The sequence below is a fragment of the Streptomyces sp. NPDC030995 genome (assembly GCF_055571215.1).
This window is the reverse complement of the sequence record NZ_JBVIFS010000023.1, coordinates 30,051-45,692: the sequence shown is the minus strand read 5'-3', so window position 1 is coordinate 45,692 and position 15,642 is coordinate 30,051. Positions and strand designations below refer to the sequence as shown.

Annotated in this window: 13 protein-coding genes; 6 read left to right on the top strand and 7 right to left on the bottom strand. The window is 71.9% G+C overall.

Features of this window, described 5'->3' with window-relative positions:
- Positions 1–14 precede the first annotated feature (14 nt).
- The gene (locus ACZ45T_RS28225) at positions 15–2,285 is read right to left on the bottom strand and encodes an MMPL family transporter (RefSeq protein WP_468446089.1); all 2,271 of its coding nucleotides are present in this window, start codon (positions 2,283–2,285) and stop codon (positions 15–17) included.
- A gap of 175 nt (positions 2,286–2,460) precedes the next feature.
- Here ACZ45T_RS28225 and ACZ45T_RS28220 point away from each other — a divergent pair, with 175 nt between their 5' ends.
- Positions 2,461–3,633: a sensor histidine kinase gene (locus ACZ45T_RS28220; RefSeq protein ID WP_468446087.1), complete on the top strand. Its 1,173-nt coding sequence runs from the start codon at positions 2,461–2,463 to the stop codon at positions 3,631–3,633.
- Complete coding sequence (locus ACZ45T_RS28215; RefSeq protein WP_468446085.1) at positions 3,608–4,270, top strand: response regulator; 663 nt, start codon at positions 3,608–3,610, stop codon at positions 4,268–4,270. The genes ACZ45T_RS28220 and ACZ45T_RS28215 overlap by 26 nt, the downstream gene beginning before the upstream one ends.
- A 246-nt stretch (positions 4,271–4,516) precedes the next feature.
- On the opposite strand, the gene ACZ45T_RS28210 is transcribed toward ACZ45T_RS28215, so the two are convergent.
- On the bottom strand, positions 4,517–5,551 hold the full coding sequence (locus ACZ45T_RS28210) for a PHP domain-containing protein (RefSeq protein ID WP_468446083.1): 1,035 nt from the start codon (positions 5,549–5,551) through the stop codon (positions 4,517–4,519).
- Between the two features lie 81 nt (positions 5,552–5,632).
- Complete coding sequence (locus ACZ45T_RS28205; protein WP_468446081.1) at positions 5,633–6,118, bottom strand: MarR family winged helix-turn-helix transcriptional regulator; 486 nt, start codon at positions 6,116–6,118, stop codon at positions 5,633–5,635.
- A gap of 128 nt (positions 6,119–6,246) precedes the next feature.
- Between ACZ45T_RS28205 and ACZ45T_RS28200 the strand changes: the two genes are divergently transcribed.
- The 4 genes from ACZ45T_RS28200 (at position 6,247) to ACZ45T_RS28185 (ending at position 10,529) form a co-directional block, all read left to right on the top strand.
- On the top strand, positions 6,247–6,657 hold the full coding sequence (locus tag ACZ45T_RS28200) for an organic hydroperoxide resistance protein (protein WP_030770995.1): 411 nt from the start codon (positions 6,247–6,249) through the stop codon (positions 6,655–6,657).
- Positions 6,658–6,733: 76 nt separating this feature from the next.
- Positions 6,734–8,365, top strand: a complete 1,632-nt coding sequence (locus ACZ45T_RS28195) for an FAD-dependent monooxygenase (protein WP_468446078.1) — start codon at positions 6,734–6,736, stop codon at positions 8,363–8,365.
- Positions 8,366–8,439: 74 nt separating this feature from the next.
- The gene (locus tag ACZ45T_RS28190; protein WP_468446076.1) at positions 8,440–9,717 is read left to right on the top strand and encodes a VWA domain-containing protein; all 1,278 of its coding nucleotides are present in this window, start codon (positions 8,440–8,442) and stop codon (positions 9,715–9,717) included.
- Positions 9,717–10,529, top strand: a complete 813-nt coding sequence (locus tag ACZ45T_RS28185; RefSeq protein ID WP_468446074.1) for a hypothetical protein — start codon at positions 9,717–9,719, stop codon at positions 10,527–10,529. The genes ACZ45T_RS28190 and ACZ45T_RS28185 overlap by 1 nt, the downstream gene beginning before the upstream one ends.
- A gap of 61 nt (positions 10,530–10,590) precedes the next feature.
- On the opposite strand, the gene ACZ45T_RS28180 is transcribed toward ACZ45T_RS28185, so the two are convergent.
- The 4 genes from ACZ45T_RS28180 to ACZ45T_RS28165 form a co-directional block, all read right to left on the bottom strand.
- On the bottom strand, positions 10,591–11,259 hold the full coding sequence (locus ACZ45T_RS28180) for an AraC-like ligand-binding domain-containing protein (RefSeq protein WP_468446185.1): 669 nt from the start codon (positions 11,257–11,259) through the stop codon (positions 10,591–10,593).
- Between the two features lie 112 nt (positions 11,260–11,371).
- Positions 11,372–12,262, bottom strand: a complete 891-nt coding sequence (locus ACZ45T_RS28175) for a DUF4436 family protein (RefSeq protein ID WP_468446072.1) — start codon at positions 12,260–12,262, stop codon at positions 11,372–11,374.
- Positions 12,263–12,364: 102 nt separating this feature from the next.
- Positions 12,365–13,969, bottom strand: coding sequence for an alpha/beta fold hydrolase (locus ACZ45T_RS28170; protein ID WP_468446071.1), 1,605 nt, complete (start codon positions 13,967–13,969; stop codon positions 12,365–12,367).
- Positions 13,970–13,981: 12 nt separating this feature from the next.
- Positions 13,982–15,538 carry an alpha/beta fold hydrolase gene (locus ACZ45T_RS28165; protein WP_468446070.1) on the bottom strand — a complete coding sequence of 519 codons (1,557 nt, stop codon included), beginning with the start codon at positions 15,536–15,538 and terminating at the stop codon, positions 13,982–13,984.
- Positions 15,539–15,642: the final 104 nt, after the last annotated feature.

Below are 15,642 nucleotides of genomic sequence, written 5' to 3'. Positions count from 1 at the left end.
GGGCAGGAGTTGAGTCAACGGTCAGCCAGCCGTGGACGCGAGGCCTCACCCGTGGATTCCGCGTCGGTGTCGTCGGTGCCGACCGGGCCGCGGGGAAGCATCCGGTCCAGCCACTTCGGCAGCCACCAGTTGGTCCGGCCGAGGAGTGTCATGGTCGCCGGTACCAGCACCATGCGTACGACCGTGGCGTCGATGAAGATCGCGGTGGCCAGGCCGAGCCCGAACATTTTGGTGGAGGGGTCCTCGGCGACGGCGAAGGACAGGAAGACCGCCACCATGATGAGGGCGGCCGAGGTGATGATCCGGGCGGTGCGCGAGACGCCCTCAACGATCGCCGTGCCGTTGTCGCCGGTGCGCAGGTACTCCTCGCGTACGCGGGAGAGGAGGAAGACCTCGTAGTCCATCGACAGGCCGAACAGGATGGCGAAGAGGAACATCGGGATGAACGACACGATCGGAACCGTCGCTTCCAGCCCGATGAGTGCGCCTCCCCAGCCCCACTGGAAGACCGCGACCATGATGCCGTAGGCCGCGCCGATGCTCAGCAGATTCAGCAGTACCGCCTTGAGCGGTACGAGTATCGAGCGGAAGACCAGCATCAGCAGCAGGAACGACATCGCCAGCACGGCGGCGACGAACACCGGCAGGCGTTGGCTGGTGCGTTGGCCCACATCGGACAGGCTCGCGGCGGCGCCGCCGACGTGGGCCCTGGCCGGGCCGTGCCCGATCGCCGTGGGCAGCACGTCGGTGCGCAGCCGGGCGATGGTGTCGGCCGTGGCCTTGTCCTGAGGGCTGGTGGTCGGGAACACCACGAGGGTCGCGATGCCGGTGGCCCGATCGATGTGCGTCGGCGCGACGGATGCGATGCCCGGATCCGCCGCGACCGTTGCGACGAGTCGGTCCAGCACTCCCGGATCACCGGTGGGGTCCGCGGCGATGACGAGGGGACCGTTGGTGCCCGGGCCGAACCCCTCGGCGACGAGGTCGTAGGCCCGGCGCTCGGTACGGCTGTGGGGCAGTGAGCCGTCGTCGGGCAGGCCGACGCGCAGGCCGAGCACGGGCAGCGTCGCGGTCAGCAGCAGCCCCGCCGCGCCGACCGCGTACAGCACCGGGTGCCGGCTGACGTGCCCGATCCAGCGCCGCCAACCGGCGGCGGGAGCGGCGCCCGCCACCGTGTCCCGCCGCCGTGCGAGTCGGCCCAGCTTCCCGGTCTGCAGAGCCCGGCCGATCCGGCCGGCCCGGGCCAGGCGCGGGCCCGCCGCGCCGAGGAAGGCCGGCAGCAGCGTCACCGACGCGAGCACCATCGTCAGGACGACGATCGAGACGGCAACCCCGCCCACCGTCATGAACGGCACGTTCGCGACCGCCAGGCCGAGGATCGACACGACGACGGTGCCGCCGGCGAAGACCACCGGCCGCCCCGCCGTTGCCACCGCTCGTCCGGCCGCCGCCTGCGGATCGAGCCCGCACGCGAGGTACTCCCGGTGCCTGGCGAGCACGAACAGCGCGTAGTCGATGCCCACTCCGAGCCCGACCATGCTGCCCAGGACGGGGGCGAAGGTCGGGACGTCCGTCACCCCCGCCAGTACCGTCATCGTGGCAACTCCGATGGTCAGCCCGAAGACCGCCATGCCGATCGGCAGCGCGGCGGCGACGAGCGAACCGAACGCCAAGAACAGGATCGCGGCCGCGGCGAGGAGGCCGATCAGCTCGCTTGCGCCGCCGTCGGGGTCGGAGAAGGCGTAGAAGAGGTTCCCGCCCATCTCGATGCGCAGCGGCAGCTCGGCGCGCAGCCGGTCGCCGAGATCGACGAGGGCGTCGAGGTCTTCGGCCGACAGCCGGCTCTGGTCGGGGTACTGCACCCGGACGACCGCGATCCGCCCGTCGGCCGAAACGAGGCCGCCGCGCACGGCGGTGTCCCCGCCCGCGTCGAGCGCCCCCGCCGGGTCGCTCGTGCCGAGCACGTGCGGCAGCCGCTTCACCTCGGTCTGCAGCCGCGTGAGAGCGGTGCGCGCGCCGTCGTCGTCGAAGAACGTCGCAGCGCCGTCGAGGGGGGTGACGACCACTTGGGCGGTCATCCCCTCCTGGCCGGTGCCGGCCCGCTCGATCAGTTCCGCGGCCCGCTGGGAGTCCAGTCCCGGAGCGGTCATCGAATCCGCATTCCGCCCGCCGAAGGCGACGGCGGCGAGGACGGCGAGCGTGGCGGCGATCAGCCATGCCGCGATCACCCGCCAGGGATGGCGGGCGGCGCTTGCGCCCAGGCGCAACAGGGCTTTCGAGAGCATCGGGTCCTCCAACCACCTCGTCGGCCGTCCTTGTACGGCCGCCGATACCGAGGCTCGTCGCCACGGCGCTCCGCGGCATCGGCCCGCGGGCCGCGGATCCGTCGGCCCCGGGGCGGAGTGACGACCCGTCCTTTCGGCCGATGCGCGGCACGCCGCGGTCCCTAGGCTGGGAACCGTGCTCCGAGACGACCTGCGAACCCTGTGGACCGAACCCCGGCCGCCCGACGCGCCCGCCCGGGTGCGGCGGGACTGGGCGCTGCTCGCCGCGGGCCTTGCCGGTGTGGCGCTGGAGGCCACCCTGCGCGAGAACGTCGTGTGGCGGCCGGTGGCGGTGGTGTTCGCCGTATGGCTGTGCCTGCTGCCCCTGTGGCGCCGGACCCGCCCGCTGGCGATGGTGACGCTGGCGTTCGGCTCGGTGATCCTGCTTCCGGTGGCCTCGCTCGTCGCCGCACCGCGCGAGCCCGTCGGCCTGTACACCGGCGCGGTCGTGCTCGTGCTGGTGTACGCGCTGCCCCGGTGGGGATCGGGACGCGAGATCGTGCTGGGCGGCGCGGTGATCCTCGCGGCCGGCGCGCTGTGTGTCGTCACGGACGAGACCCCGGTCGTCGAAAAGGTCGTGGGCATCGTCTTCCTGCTGCTGCCCGGCGTGGTCGGGGCTGCCGTGCGGTTCCGGGTGACCGCTCGCGAGCGGCAGTTGGAGCAGGTGCGCTCCCGCGAGCGCGAGCAGCTCGCCCGGGAACTGCACGACACGGTGGCCCACCACGTGTCGGCCATGGTGATCATCGCCCAGGCGGGCCGGGTGCTCGCGGGCACCGACCCGTCCGCCGCGGTCGAGGCGCTGGAGGGGGTCGAGGAGGAAGGGGCGCGCACGCTGGAGGAAATGCGCGCCATGGTCGCCGCGCTGCGCGACCGCGGGGTCGGCGCCGAGCTGGCGCCCCCTGCCGGAGTCGCGGATCTGGAGCGCCTGGTGCGCACCCCGGGTGGTCGCCTCAGGGTCGACCTGGGGCTCGACGGCGAACTGGACGCGCTGCCCCCGGCCGTGGACGCGGCCGTCTACCGGATCGTGCAGGAGTCGGTGACCAACGCGCTGCGCCATGCGGTCGACGCGACCGAGCTCGTCGTTCGGGTCGCCGCGGAACGGCACACGGTACGGGTGAGCGTGCGCGACAACGGCCGGCGCACCGGCCGGGGTCGCGACGGATACGGACTTACCGGACTGCGCGAGCGCGCGACCCTCCTCGGCGGCACACTACGAGCCGGCCCGGGTACCGACCGGGGCTGGCATGTCGAAGCCGAACTGCCGAGAGCGAGGAGCGAGAGCGGTGTCCATTCGCGTCCTCGTCGCTGACGACCAGACGATCATCCGCACCGGGTTGCGGATCATGCTGAACGCCCAGCCCGGCATCGAGGTGGTCGGCGAGGCCGCCGACGGGCGGGAAGCGGTACGTCTGGCCCGCGAACTACGCCCCGACGTCTGCCTGTTCGACATCCGCATGCCCGTACTCGACGGGCTCGAGGCCACCCGGCTGGTCGCCGGCCCGGGCGTCGCCGACCCGCTGGCCGTGGTCGTCATCACCACGTTCGACCTCGACGAGTACGTCTACGGCTCACTGCGTGCCGGCGCCCGCGGATTCCTCCTCAAGGACACGGGACCGGACCTTCTGGCGCAGGCCGTACGGTCGGCGTCCGACGGTGAGGCGCTCATCGCGCCCAGCGTCACCGTCCGTCTGCTCCAGGCATTCGCGGACCTGCCCGCCGGCCGGCCCATGGCTCAGCCGGTCTCCCCCGTCACCGCCCGCGAGGAGCAGGTGCTCCTCGCCGTCGCTCGCGGGCTGACCAACACCGAGATCGCCGATGCGCTGCACATCAGCCTCAGCACGGTGAAGACGCATCTGGCCAGCCTGATGGCCAAACTCGGCGCCCGCAACCGGGTCGAGATCGCGATGTGGGCCTACGAAACGCGCCGTATCCTCCCCGGAACCTGAGCCGGGTGCCGGGCCATGTCCCATGAGTCCCCGCCCGGACGTCAGTGCACTGGTCGGCTCACGTCGGCTCCACGTGCCTCACCCGCCCCAGAGCGTGACGTACCAGGAGGCCGGAACTGGGACGGTGAGACACCCGATACGACAAGACTCCCGACAGCTACCTCGCCAGTCTCCACCTGCACGCCTCGATGATCTGGATCAAAGACCTCACCAGGACCACCCGATGATCACGACTCGATACGCGCCCTAGGGTGCGTGCCGGGTGCGGGTCCAGGACAGGAGCTGGTCCGCCGTCCAGGTGTTGATGAGGCGCTCGGTCGGAACCTCGCATTGCACGGCTCGTTCGCAGCCGAGGATCTGCCAGTCCAGCTGGCCCGGGGCGTGTGCGTCCGTGTCGATGGCGAAGAAGGTTCCGGCCGCCACGGCGAGCCGCAGCAGCCGCCGGGGCGGGTCCAGGCGTTCGGGCCGGCTGTTGATCTCCACGGCCGTGCCGGCCTCCGCGCAGGCCGTGAAGACGGCCTCGGCGTCGAACTGCGACTCCGGCCGGGTCCGCCCGGTCACCAGCCGTCCCGTGCAGTGGCCCAGTACGTCCATCAGCGGATCGCGCACCGCCGCCAGCAGCCGCCGGGTCATCGCGGGCGCCTCCATCCGCAGCTTCGAGTGCACCGAGCCGACGACGAGGTCGAGCCGCTCCAGCAGCTCCGGCTCCTGGTCCAGCGATCCGTCGTCCAGGATGTCGCACTCGATTCCGGTGAGCAGTCGGAAGGGCGCCCAGGTCTCGTTGAGCTCGGCCACCACCCTCAGCTGCTCGCGCAGCCGCTCCGGCGAGAGACCCCGCGCGACCGTCAGCCGGGGCGAGTGATCGGTCAGCGCGGCCCATTCGTGGCCCAGTGCCGCCGCCGCCCGGCCCATCGCCTCGATCGGGCTGCCGCCGTCCGACCAGTCCGAGTGCACGTGGCAGTCCCCGCGGAGGGCCGCCCGCAGTGCGGTGGCGGCGGGCGTGGCCGGTGGCCCCTCGGGGTGCGCCGCGGCCTCGTCCTCCAGCTTCTGCAGATAGGCCGGCACCGCCCCGCCGAGGGCCTCGCGCACGACCTGGGCCGTCTTGGGGCCGATGCCCTTGACCGCCTCCAGGGAGCCCGCCCCGGCCCGTTCGGCCACCTCGCGCTCGCCCATCCGTACGAGCGCGGCCGCTGCCGTCCGGAAGGCCCGCACCCGGTACGTGGGCGCCTGCGCCCGCTCCAGCAGGAAGGCGATCCGGTCCAGCGCGGCCACCGGGTCCATCGCGCTACCTCCCGCGTCCCCGTCGTCCCCCGTCCCCGTCTCCGTCTCCGTCTCCGGACCAGTGTCCGGCGCGGGAGGCGGCTACGCCTCCTGTGCCTCCTGCGGGGCGGCGGCGTCGAGGGCGGCGGTGAGGCGGTTCAGCCGGGCCTGGAGGTCGAGGATCTCGCCCAGCTCGAAGCCGGTCGAGGCCGCGATCCGCCGGGGCACCTCCACCGCGCGGGCGCGCAGTGCGGCGCCCTCCTCGGTCAGGTGGGCGTGTACGGAGCGCTCGTCCGCCGTGCTGCGCTCGCGGCGGACCAGACCGGCCGCCTCGAGCCGCTTGAGCAGCGGGGACAGCGTCCCGGAGTCCAGCCGGAGGTGCTGCCCGATCTCCTTCACCGGCAGCTCGCCGTGCTCCCACAGCACCAGCATCACCAGGTACTGCGGGTAGGTGAGGCCCAGGTCCTTGAGGATGACGCGGTACAGGCCGCCGAAGGCACGGCTCGCGGCGTTCAGCGCGAAGCAGATCTGACCGTCCAGGCGCAGGAAGTCCTGGTCGGGGTGGGTGGCGGTGGGCTGCTCGGTCATGTCGCCCAGTGTACCCGGGGAGGACTTGTGAGGCATTGAATTGTGCACAACTGAATTGCGTGCTCTACTGGTGGAGCGCGGCCGACCACCGGCCGCCACCACGGTTCATTTCTGCGAGAGGAACTCTCATGGACGCGCTCTACACCGCTGTCGCCACCGCCAACGGCCGCGAGGGCCGCACCGTCAGCTCCGACGGCCAGATCGACCTCGCCCTGGCCATGCCCCCGGCGCTCGGCGGCAACGGGCAGGGCACCAACCCGGAGCAGCTCTTCGCGGCCGGCTACGCGGCCTGCTTCGCCAGCGCGCTCGGCCTGGTCGGCCGCCAGGCCAAGGCCGACACCAGCGAGGTCTCCGTCACCGCGGAGGTCTCCATCGGCAAGGACGGCGCCGGCTTCGGCCTGGGCGTCACCCTGCGCGTCGAGCTCCCCGAGTCCCTGGCGGGCGAGACGGGCGCCCTGCTCGTGAAGCAGGCGCACGAGGTCTGCCCGTACTCCCGCGCCACCCGCGGCAACATCGACGTCGACCTCGTCATCGAGTAAAGATGCCGGACGCCGGGCGGGCGGCCACCATGGAGGGGCACCGATCCGTACGGGGGCCGCACGCCGGGAGGCGCCAGTGGCGCACACCTACGCAACGGACGTCCTGGTCGCCGGCGCCGGCCCGGTCGGGCTGACCGCGGCCGTGGAGCTCCGCAGGCGCGGCGTCTCCTGCCGGATCGTCGACCGGCTGCCCGCCCGGCTGCTGTTCGCGAAGGCCGTGGGCATCCAGCCGCGCACCCTGGAGCTCTGGGACCGCATGGGACTGCTCGGCCCAGCCCTGGACGCGGCCGTCCCCTTGCGCGGGCAGCTCGCCTACGTCAACGGCGTCGAGCAGCCCCGCCTCGAACTCGCCCTGCCGCCCGAGGTGCCCTACGGGTTCGCGGCGCTGCCGCAGTACGAGACCGAGCGCATCCTCGACGAGTTCCTGGGCCGCTTCGGGACCGCGGTCGAACGCGGCACCGAGCTGGTGTCGTACACCCAGGACGCCGACGGGGTGACCTGCCTGCTGCACACGCCCTCCGGCGCGGAGGAAGAGGTGCGGACCCGGTACCTGGTGGGATGCGACGGCGCGCACAGCATCGTCCGCAAGGGGCTCGGGGTCACCTTCGAGGGCGCCGCCTTCCCCGAGGAGTACATGCTCGCCGACGTGCAGGTCGACTGGGACCTGCCGCACGAGTACGGCGTGCGCTCCATGCACCGCGATGCCTCCGGCGCGATCGACGACGCTCTCGTGTGCATCCCGCTGCCCGGCCCGGGCCGGTACCGGATGTCGATGACGGTGCCGCCCGAACTCTCCGCCGCGGCGCGGGCCGAGAGCGCCCCCGACGGCGTGTCCCACGGCCTGCAGAGCGGCCGGGCCCCCGAACTCCCGGACATCCAGACCGTCCTGGACCGGCTCTCGCCGCGGCCGACCACCGCCTCCGACATCCGCTGGGCCTCGGTGTTCCGCATCAGCCACCGGATCGTGAACCAGTACGCCGACGGCCGGGTCTTCGTCGCCGGCGACGCGGCGCACATCCACCCGCCCACGGGCGCCCAGGGCATGAACACCGGTATTCAGGACGCCTGGAACCTGGCCTGGAAGCTCGCCCTGGCCGTCGAGGGCGCGGCCCACCCCGGCCTCCTCGCCAGCTACGACGCCGAGCGCAGGCCGGTCGGCGAGGAAGTGGTCGGCCGCACCGTCCGGCACGCCAAGGAGGGCATCCAGGCCGATCCGGAGGACCCGGGGACCCTGCTGCTGCGCGAGGCCCAACTGCTCGTCGGCTACCGGGGCAGCCCGATCGTCGACCCGCCCGGCGAGGGCCCCGGGCCCCGGCCCGGCGACCGGGCCCCGGACTGCGGCGGCCTCACCCGGCAGATCGCCGCCTACCCGATGCGCCTGTACGACCTCCTGCGGGACCGCGACCATCTCCTGCTGCTGTACGGCACCGGCCTCGACGAACTCGCGCTGACGGCAAGGGAGTCCTCCCGCGGCCGGGTCGAGGTCTGCGCGATCCTCCCCGCCGACGCCCCGGCCGACGCGACCGAGCTGCCGGCCTGCCGGGACACCGGCGGCGAGTTCGCCCGCCGCTACGAGGCCGAACAGCCGACGGCCTTCGTGATCCGCCCGGACGGGTACCTCGGCGCCCGCCTCTCCCCGCCGTCCCCGCAACTGCTGGCCGCCCACCTCGCCGCCGTCTTCGCCGCGAGTGCCGAGGCGGCCGGATAGCGGCCCCGCCCCGCTGAAAGCCCGTGCCGGGATCACGTTTTGGATTGCCGGACGATCCTCAATACGATCCGGCGATGATCACTAGAAAACGGCTGGCGGCAAGGGCGTGCGGCCTGCTCGCCGCCCTGGCCGTCGGGCTCTTCCCGGCGAGCGCCACCGCCGCCGACGGACCGACGGCGAAGGAACCCCCCAAGGTCGATCTGGTCCTGGACGTCAGCGGCTCCATGCGGGCCACCGACATCGACGGCCAGTCCCGGATGGCCGCGGCGAAGCAGGCCTTCAACGAGGTCATCGACGCCGTGCCCGACGAGGTACGCCTCGGCATACGGACCCTGGGGGCCACCTACCCGGGCGAGGACAGGGCGCTCGGCTGCAAGGACACCAAGCAGCTGTACCCGGTCGGGGCGCTGAACCGGACCGAGGCGAAGACCGCCGTGGCCACGCTCGCCCCCACCGGCTGGACACCGATCGGACCGGCCCTGCTCGGGGCGGCCCAGGACCTGGAGGGCGGCAACGCCACCAAGCGGATCGTCCTCATCACCGACGGCGAGGACACCTGCGCCCCGCTCGACCCGTGCGAGGTCGCGCGCGACATCGCCGCCAAGGGCATCCACCTGGTCATCGACACCCTCGGCCTGGTTCCGGACGCCAAGACCCGCGCCCAGCTGACCTGCATCGCCGAGGCCACCGGCGGCACGTACACCTCCGTACAGCACAAGGCCGAACTCTCCAGCAGAGTACGCCAGTTGGTCGACCGCGCCGCGGACCCCGTCGTCAACCCGGTCGCGACCGAGGGCGCCAAGCGCTGCGAGGGCGCCCCGCTGCTGAAGCCCGGCCTCTACAGCGACCGCGAGACCTTCGGCGAACACCGCTGGTACCGGGTGGACGTCCGCCCGGGCCAGGAACTGCGCGCCTCGGTGAGCATCGCCGCCGACCGCGCCGTCAACAACGACTACGGCGTCCTGCTGCGCGCCACCACCGTCCACGGACGCGAGATCGTGCGCGGCTCGGAGGCGGGTGACGGGCGTACCGACGTCCTCTCGACCGGACTGCGCTACCCGAAGGCCGAGATCGACGGCGTGGACTCGGACTCCAAGACCGCGTCGGAGACCGTCTGCATCCAGGTCAGCAACTCCTTCTCCGCCCCCGCGTCCGTCAAGACCACCCCGGGCATGCCCGTCGAGCTGACCATCGATCTGGTGGACGGCCCCGACGAGGCGTCCGACGCCGCCGCCTTCGGCCTCGGGCGCGGCTGGTGGCTGCTGGCCGTGCTGGCGCTCACCGGGCTGCTGGCGGGTCTGGTGTGGGGATGGATCTCGCGCTGGCGCATCTCCGTCTGGAGGACCAACTGATGCGTACCCTACGCACACTGACCGCCGCCCTGCTGGCCGCGGCCGCCGCCCTCACGGTGGCGGGTGCGGCCGTGGGCACGGCCGTCGCGGACACGCCGTCGGCGAGCCCCACCCCCAGCCCGAGCTCGGGCAAGGGCGCGGGCGAGGCCGCTCCGACCGAGGCGGGCACCAGCTTCCGTACCGCCACGGCGTTCCGCCCGGGCCAGCGGGCCACGGCCGAGGCGTCCTCCGGCGACTACCTCTACTGGGTGCTCCCCATCGACGCGCAGCAGCGCGTCACGGTGAAGGCCACGGTCACGCTGCCCGAAACGGCCTCCCGGCACGGCGCCTCGACCTGGCAGCTCGACGTGTACGACGGACTGCGCCGTCGGCAGGCGTGCACCTACGGCACGCAGAGCGAGGCCGCGGCCAAGGAGGCCGCCTCGGTCGAACTGTCCTGCACCCTGCGCACGGTCCGCGCCGGCGCCGAGCCGTGGGCCAACGATCCGCTGCCGGGCAGCTACTACGTACGCCTGACGGTCGTCGACCTGCCGGACGAGGACAAGGGCCTGCCGGTACGGGCGGCCGTCGAGGCCGACGTGAAGGAGACCGGCGGCGCCCACGCGGTGGACGGCGCCCTCTCCACACCACTGGTCCCCGCCACCGTGACCGGTACCCTGCGCGAGCCGGAGGACGGCTGGTCCGGCGGCTGGTGGTCGGACCGCTGGATCTGGACCGCGGCCGGCGGAATCCTCGGAGCCCTCGCGGGCATCTTCGGCTACTCCCTGACGCGCGGCGCGGGCCGCCCGTCCCGGATCCCGCCCGGCGCCTGACCGGACGCGTCGCGCCCGCCTGCCCCCCCGATGAGGGGCAGGCGGGCGCGGTACTACGGGGTCACTTCCCTACCTGGTACATGCCCGCGTTCCCGGGCTCCGTGTACAGGCTGGAGCCATTGGTGTCGAGGAAGTAGCCCTTCACGTTGCCGTCACCCCGGTGCTTGAGCTTCCAGCCGTCCGGCGTCCAGATCTCCTCCCACTGCTGCCACCAGTTGCCGTCCTGGCAGGTCTCCGGGTAGACGATCGCTGCCATTCCCTTCCCGCCCGGTATCCGGCGGGCGAGGAGGCGATCGAGCCGGTGGGGGCGCACCGGCAGGGCGTTGCGGGGCAGCTGAAGGATCACCAGCTGCTGCCCGCGGTCGCCCTCGGTCGGGGAACTGGCATCGGAGGGCCGCGAGGTGTCCCAGAACACCAGGTCGCCGACACCGGCATGGCAATCCTTCCCGTGCTGCGACAGCGACATGGCGCCCGCGCTCACCAACGCCAGCTGGTACTGCTCCGGATCGCTCCGTCGGATCAGCGCGGGTGTGCGACGCGAACGAAGGGGCGAGTACGCGAGCCTCGACACATGGAGGTCTCCGAGACCCATCACAGCGGCCTCGGCGTGGAAGGAGGCGGGCTGCGCGCTGCTGATCGCAGTGGGCATCACCTCACGCGAGACCAAGTCGGAGAACCATTCGAACCGTTCCTTCGCAGGCAATCCGTTAGACGACACCACCGACCACATCCCGCATCCCCCCGTCCGGTCTTCATGTCCGGGAAAGAATGCAAGGTCAGGCCCCGTCGCGGCGCATGGTTGCGGCGGCGTGTCGTCGCTCATCACGCCCCGGAGCGCAGTCCTAGGTGTGGCGGGTTTCGTCCGGGTGGAGGGCGGTGCGGACGCCGGCTATGACCACGGCGATCAGGCAGAGGGCGATGATGGTCTCGGCCCACAGGAAGGCGAACCAGTCCAGCACGCAGCCGATCGGGGGTGTGCCGGGGGCGTTGTTGCGGAACGCCGAGAGGGCGAACAGGGTGGCGGCCATCCAGCCGAGAGCGGCCCAGACCAAGCCCTCGCGGCGGGTCGTCAGGTACCAGGCCCCCATGAGCACGGACGCCGCCAGCGCCCACATCACGACCATCATGAAGACCGCGAAGACGAGCAGGCTGCCCGATCGGGACAGCCCCAGCCCCACGGCGGCCTCCTGCCCGGAGGGCGCGGGTGTCGCAGAGACCGAGAAGAGCGTGTCGTTGTTGGAGAACAGCATCCGCACCGGCACCTGCTTGCCGTCCAGCTGTGCCCAGAACTCGATGTCGGTCTCGTAGGTGTCGAACGGGTAGTCGCTGATCGATCCATCCGTGATCGCGACCTGCACGTCCCTGATCGTGAGCCGCTCGTGCGCCTTGAACTCCAGGTCGCCGAGGGTCTGCGCGGAGGTCTGGAGGCTGAGATCAGCCACCGGGGCGGTCCCGCCCTCCTCGCCGAGGATCCCGCGCGGGGTGACACGGACCCGCAGCACCAGCTCTCTGGCCGCGGCGTCGACGCGTTGGACGTTGGCCTCCACGTCCACCCGGTCGGCGGCTTGGGATCCGACCGTGTGGACCGTGTCGACCGCCTGCCGCTCGGTGAACTGCAGCCACGACCCCACGGCCACCGCCACCACGATCAGGACCGCGATGGGAAGCAGGACCGGCAGGATCGACGCCCCGGAGCGGCGGCGTGGGTGACGTGAGTCCCAGGTTGGGGCCATGGTCACTCCGACGAGGTGGGAAGGGGAACGGTCTCGCCACCGTCCTGGTCGTCGATCGCGGCGACCAGGACGGTGGCGGCCTCGAAGCGGACCACGAGCGGATCAGGGGCCGGTCTCGAACTCAGGCGCCTCAAGGTTCTTCAGGCATCCGGTCTTCGGCGCGTCCGGAGTCTCGAAGAACGAGACGGTGATCTCCTGGGCGCACTTCGAGGTGGCGAACACCACGTGCGGCTCGTAGGGGATCGTGACGACCTTGGCCTTGCTCAGCGTGCGGGCGACGTACGGCCCGTTGTCCGCCCCGGTCTGGGCGTCGAACGCACCCGACAGGGCGAGGGTGGGGATGTCGCTGCGCGTGACGTCCCGGATCGAGCGCGCAGCCGGGGGGACGTTCCAGACGTCGCAGTCCGGATGGAGGAAGGTGAGCAGCGGGGCCTGGGCCTGCACCGAGCGGGGGAACGACGGGAACTCTGCCCGTCCGCCCTGGAGCGCCGCGTCCTTGCTCTCGTACGGCGTCCACTCACTGCAGAAGATGCCGTAGGCGAGACCGTGCGAAACCACGCCGATGCCCTTGGGGTTGAGCCTCCAGCCCGCCCACTGCTGGGCGATCCGCTGCGGCTTGCCGTTCGCCAGCTCGTCGATGAAGAGGGGTACGGCCTCCGCCGTGTGGGTGGCGGAGGTGAGCCAGTTCACCAAGGTCCCGCCGTCCAGCACGACCTTCACCGGCTTGTCGTTGCCGGGGACGGTGACGGTGGTGGTGACCGGCTTGGCCTCGAGGTCGCTGACGAGCTTCTCGAAGGTGGCCGACAGGTTCGGATAGCGCTTGTTGCAGGCCGGCTGGTCCGCGCAGGCCTTGAACAGCCCGTCGACGCCCTGCCGGAAGCTGCTCCAGGTCGAGGCCGACCCGGACCTGGACGGCGGCAGGATGCCGTCGATGCCCACCGAGCGGATGCCTTCGGGGTGCAGGCGCATGGACACCAGCGCCAGGTGGGTGCCGTAGGAGATGCCGTACAGGTTCCACTGCTCGATGTTCAGCGCGGTGCGCAGGTCCGCGTAGTCGGCGGCGCTCTCGGTGTCGTTGTAGGCGCTGAGGTCGAGTCCGCGGCCCGCCAGCTTGTCGCGGCAGGCCTTCGTGGCCTCGACGTGCAGGCGTTCGGTGGACGGCGCGTCGTAGACGAGGCCGATCACCTGTCCGTTGAACTCGTCGACGTTGGGGCAGAGGAGCTCCGGGTCGGCCGAGTACGTACCGCGCTGGGACATGAGGATCACGTCACGGTCGCGGTTCAGGCCGCCGTCGATCGCCATCTTCGCCTCGCCGACCGCGTCGTCTCCGGGTCCGCCCGCGAGCCACACGATGGGGTCGGGTTTCGGTGTATCGGCTGCGGCGGGCACGATCGCGACACCGAGTTTGATCGTTTTACTGCTTGGTTTGGCGCGGTTCTCGGGCACGGTGAGCGTTCCGCAGCGGGCCCCTTCCAGCGCCTCGATCGGTTCCGGCGTCTTCGGGCACGGGCCCGGTTCGAAGCTGGCGTCGCCCACCGTCCGGGCGACCGTGCCGATCGGCGCTCCGGCACCGGTGTCGGTGCGGGACTGTGCCTGAGCGGGCGCCGCGAGCAGACCGGTGACGAGGATACCGGTCGCCATACCGGCCGACGGGGCCAGGAGTCGTCGTGCGGTGCGGCGACGACGGGGCGCTTGGTGGCGTGTCATCTGCCCTCCCGGTTACTTCGGGATGATCGTGAACGGTGCGGGCTCGAGGCCGTCCACACAAGCGGTGTCGGGCGCGGTCGGGCGAGCGAAGAACGAGGCCAGCACGCTTTGCGCGCAAGGCGACTGCGGGACCACCCAGTGGCCGATTCCGGGGACCTGCACGGCGGTCGAGCCGGACAGGTCGCGGACCACGTCCTTCGCCCAACTCGCCCCGGTCTTCACGTCGAACGTGCCGGAGATGACGAGCGCCGGTACGGAGCTGACCGTGGCCACCCGCTGGACCGAGGCCCGGTCCGGAACCTTCCAGATCCCGCATGCCGGGTACTGGTAGGGAAGTTGCGGCACCTGAGCCAGGACCGTGTCCGGCCACCCGGGGAAGGCCTTCTGTCCCGCCTTCAGCACGTCGGGCTCCGAGTACCCGGGCGCCCACTCGCTGCACGCGATCGAATTCGTCAGGCCGTGCGCGAACATGCCGACCTTCTGGACCGAGCCGGCCGCCCGGGCCTTCGCGAAGCGCTCCGGGTTTCCGTTGCTGAGTTCGTCGAGCGCCGCGGGGAGGTCCTTGGGCCGGGGGGTGAAGGCGACGATCAGGTCCAGCAGCGCGCCCCCGTCGAGGACGACCTTGACCGGCTGCCCTCCGTCCGGCGGCGGGACGTTCAGCGTCAGGGGCTGTGCCTCCAGCTTGCGCACCTGCTCCGTCAACAGTTGGGGGAGGTCCGGGTACCGGCTCTTGCAGGCGGGCTGCGCCGCGCACGCCTCGAAGATGGTGTCGATCCCCTCAGCGGCGCTGCTCCATCCCCACGGCAGGACCGCGCTCTGGGGAGGAACGATCGAGTCGATCGCCACCGCGCGGATCCCCTCGGGGTGCAGGCGCAGGTACGTGAGGGCCAGGTCGCTGCCGTAGGAGTACCCGTAGACGTTCCACCGGGGGAGGTCCAGGGCCTTGCGCAGGTCGGCGAAGTCGGCTGCGTTCTCAGTGCTGTTGTAGGCACTCAGGTTGATGCCGTCGGCCGCCAGGCGGTCCCGGCACTCCTTCACCGCCTTCAGCATGAGCTGTTGTGCCGGCTGCGCGCCGAAACGCAGGCCCACGGCCTGCGCGTTGAACCGGTCGATCTCCGGGCAGGCGAGGTTCGGCTGGTCGTAGAGGTTGCCGCGCTGCGCCATGATGATCAGGTCGCGGTCCTTGTTCAGGCCGGAGTCGATGAGGAACGGGATGTCGTCGAACGTGTCGGCACCGGGGCCGCCCGCCATGAACACCACGGGGTCCTGTGCGGGCTTCGCCGGGGTGACGGCCGAAATGACGGCCACGGCCAGCTTGATGGTCCGGCCGCCGGGGCGGGAGCGGTTCTCGGGGACCTCGAGGAAGCCGCACCGTGCGTCGCTCAGCGCCTCGATGGGCTCGGGCGGCTTCGGGCAGGGGCCTGGCACGAACCGGGACGAGCCTGCCGGGCTGGGCTGCCCGGTGGGCTGGGCGAGTGCTGACGCGGCGCTGGTGGGTGTGGGGCCGAATGCTGCCAGACAGACCAGAGCTGCCCCGGCAGTCACCGCGGGGATGCTGTGCTTTGGCATGTGATCTCGTTCCTCTGCCGACATCGGCGGCGGCCCTGCCGGGCCGGACCGCAGCGGTTTGGGCGGAACGCGCGTTTTTGACGCTACCGGGTGCCGGGTTTGCG

What these genes read in the sequence shown, in the direction of transcription:
- ACZ45T_RS28185 (WP_468446074.1), top strand. Translation starts at nt 9,717, where the DNA reads ATGCGTACCCTACGCACACTGACCGCCGCCCTGCTGGCCGCGGCCGCC.
- ACZ45T_RS28170 (WP_468446071.1), bottom strand. Translation starts at nt 13,969, where the DNA reads ATGACACGCCACCAAGCGCCCCGTCGTCGCCGCACCGCACGACGACTC.
- ACZ45T_RS28200 (WP_030770995.1), top strand. Translation starts at nt 6,247, where the DNA reads ATGGACGCGCTCTACACCGCTGTCGCCACCGCCAACGGCCGCGAGGGC.
- ACZ45T_RS28205 (WP_468446081.1), bottom strand. Translation starts at nt 6,118, where the DNA reads ATGACCGAGCAGCCCACCGCCACCCACCCCGACCAGGACTTCCTGCGC.
- ACZ45T_RS28210 (WP_468446083.1), bottom strand. Translation starts at nt 5,551, where the DNA reads ATGGACCCGGTGGCCGCGCTGGACCGGATCGCCTTCCTGCTGGAGCGG.
- ACZ45T_RS28225 (WP_468446089.1), bottom strand. Translation starts at nt 2,285, where the DNA reads ATGCTCTCGAAAGCCCTGTTGCGCCTGGGCGCAAGCGCCGCCCGCCAT.
- ACZ45T_RS28175 (WP_468446072.1), bottom strand. Translation starts at nt 12,262, where the DNA reads ATGGCCCCAACCTGGGACTCACGTCACCCACGCCGCCGCTCCGGGGCG.
- ACZ45T_RS28165 (WP_468446070.1), bottom strand. Translation starts at nt 15,538, where the DNA reads ATGCCAAAGCACAGCATCCCCGCGGTGACTGCCGGGGCAGCTCTGGTC.
- ACZ45T_RS28180 (WP_468446185.1), bottom strand. Translation starts at nt 11,259, where the DNA reads ATGTGGTCGGTGGTGTCGTCTAACGGATTGCCTGCGAAGGAACGGTTC.
- ACZ45T_RS28190 (WP_468446076.1), top strand. Translation starts at nt 8,440, where the DNA reads ATGATCACTAGAAAACGGCTGGCGGCAAGGGCGTGCGGCCTGCTCGCC.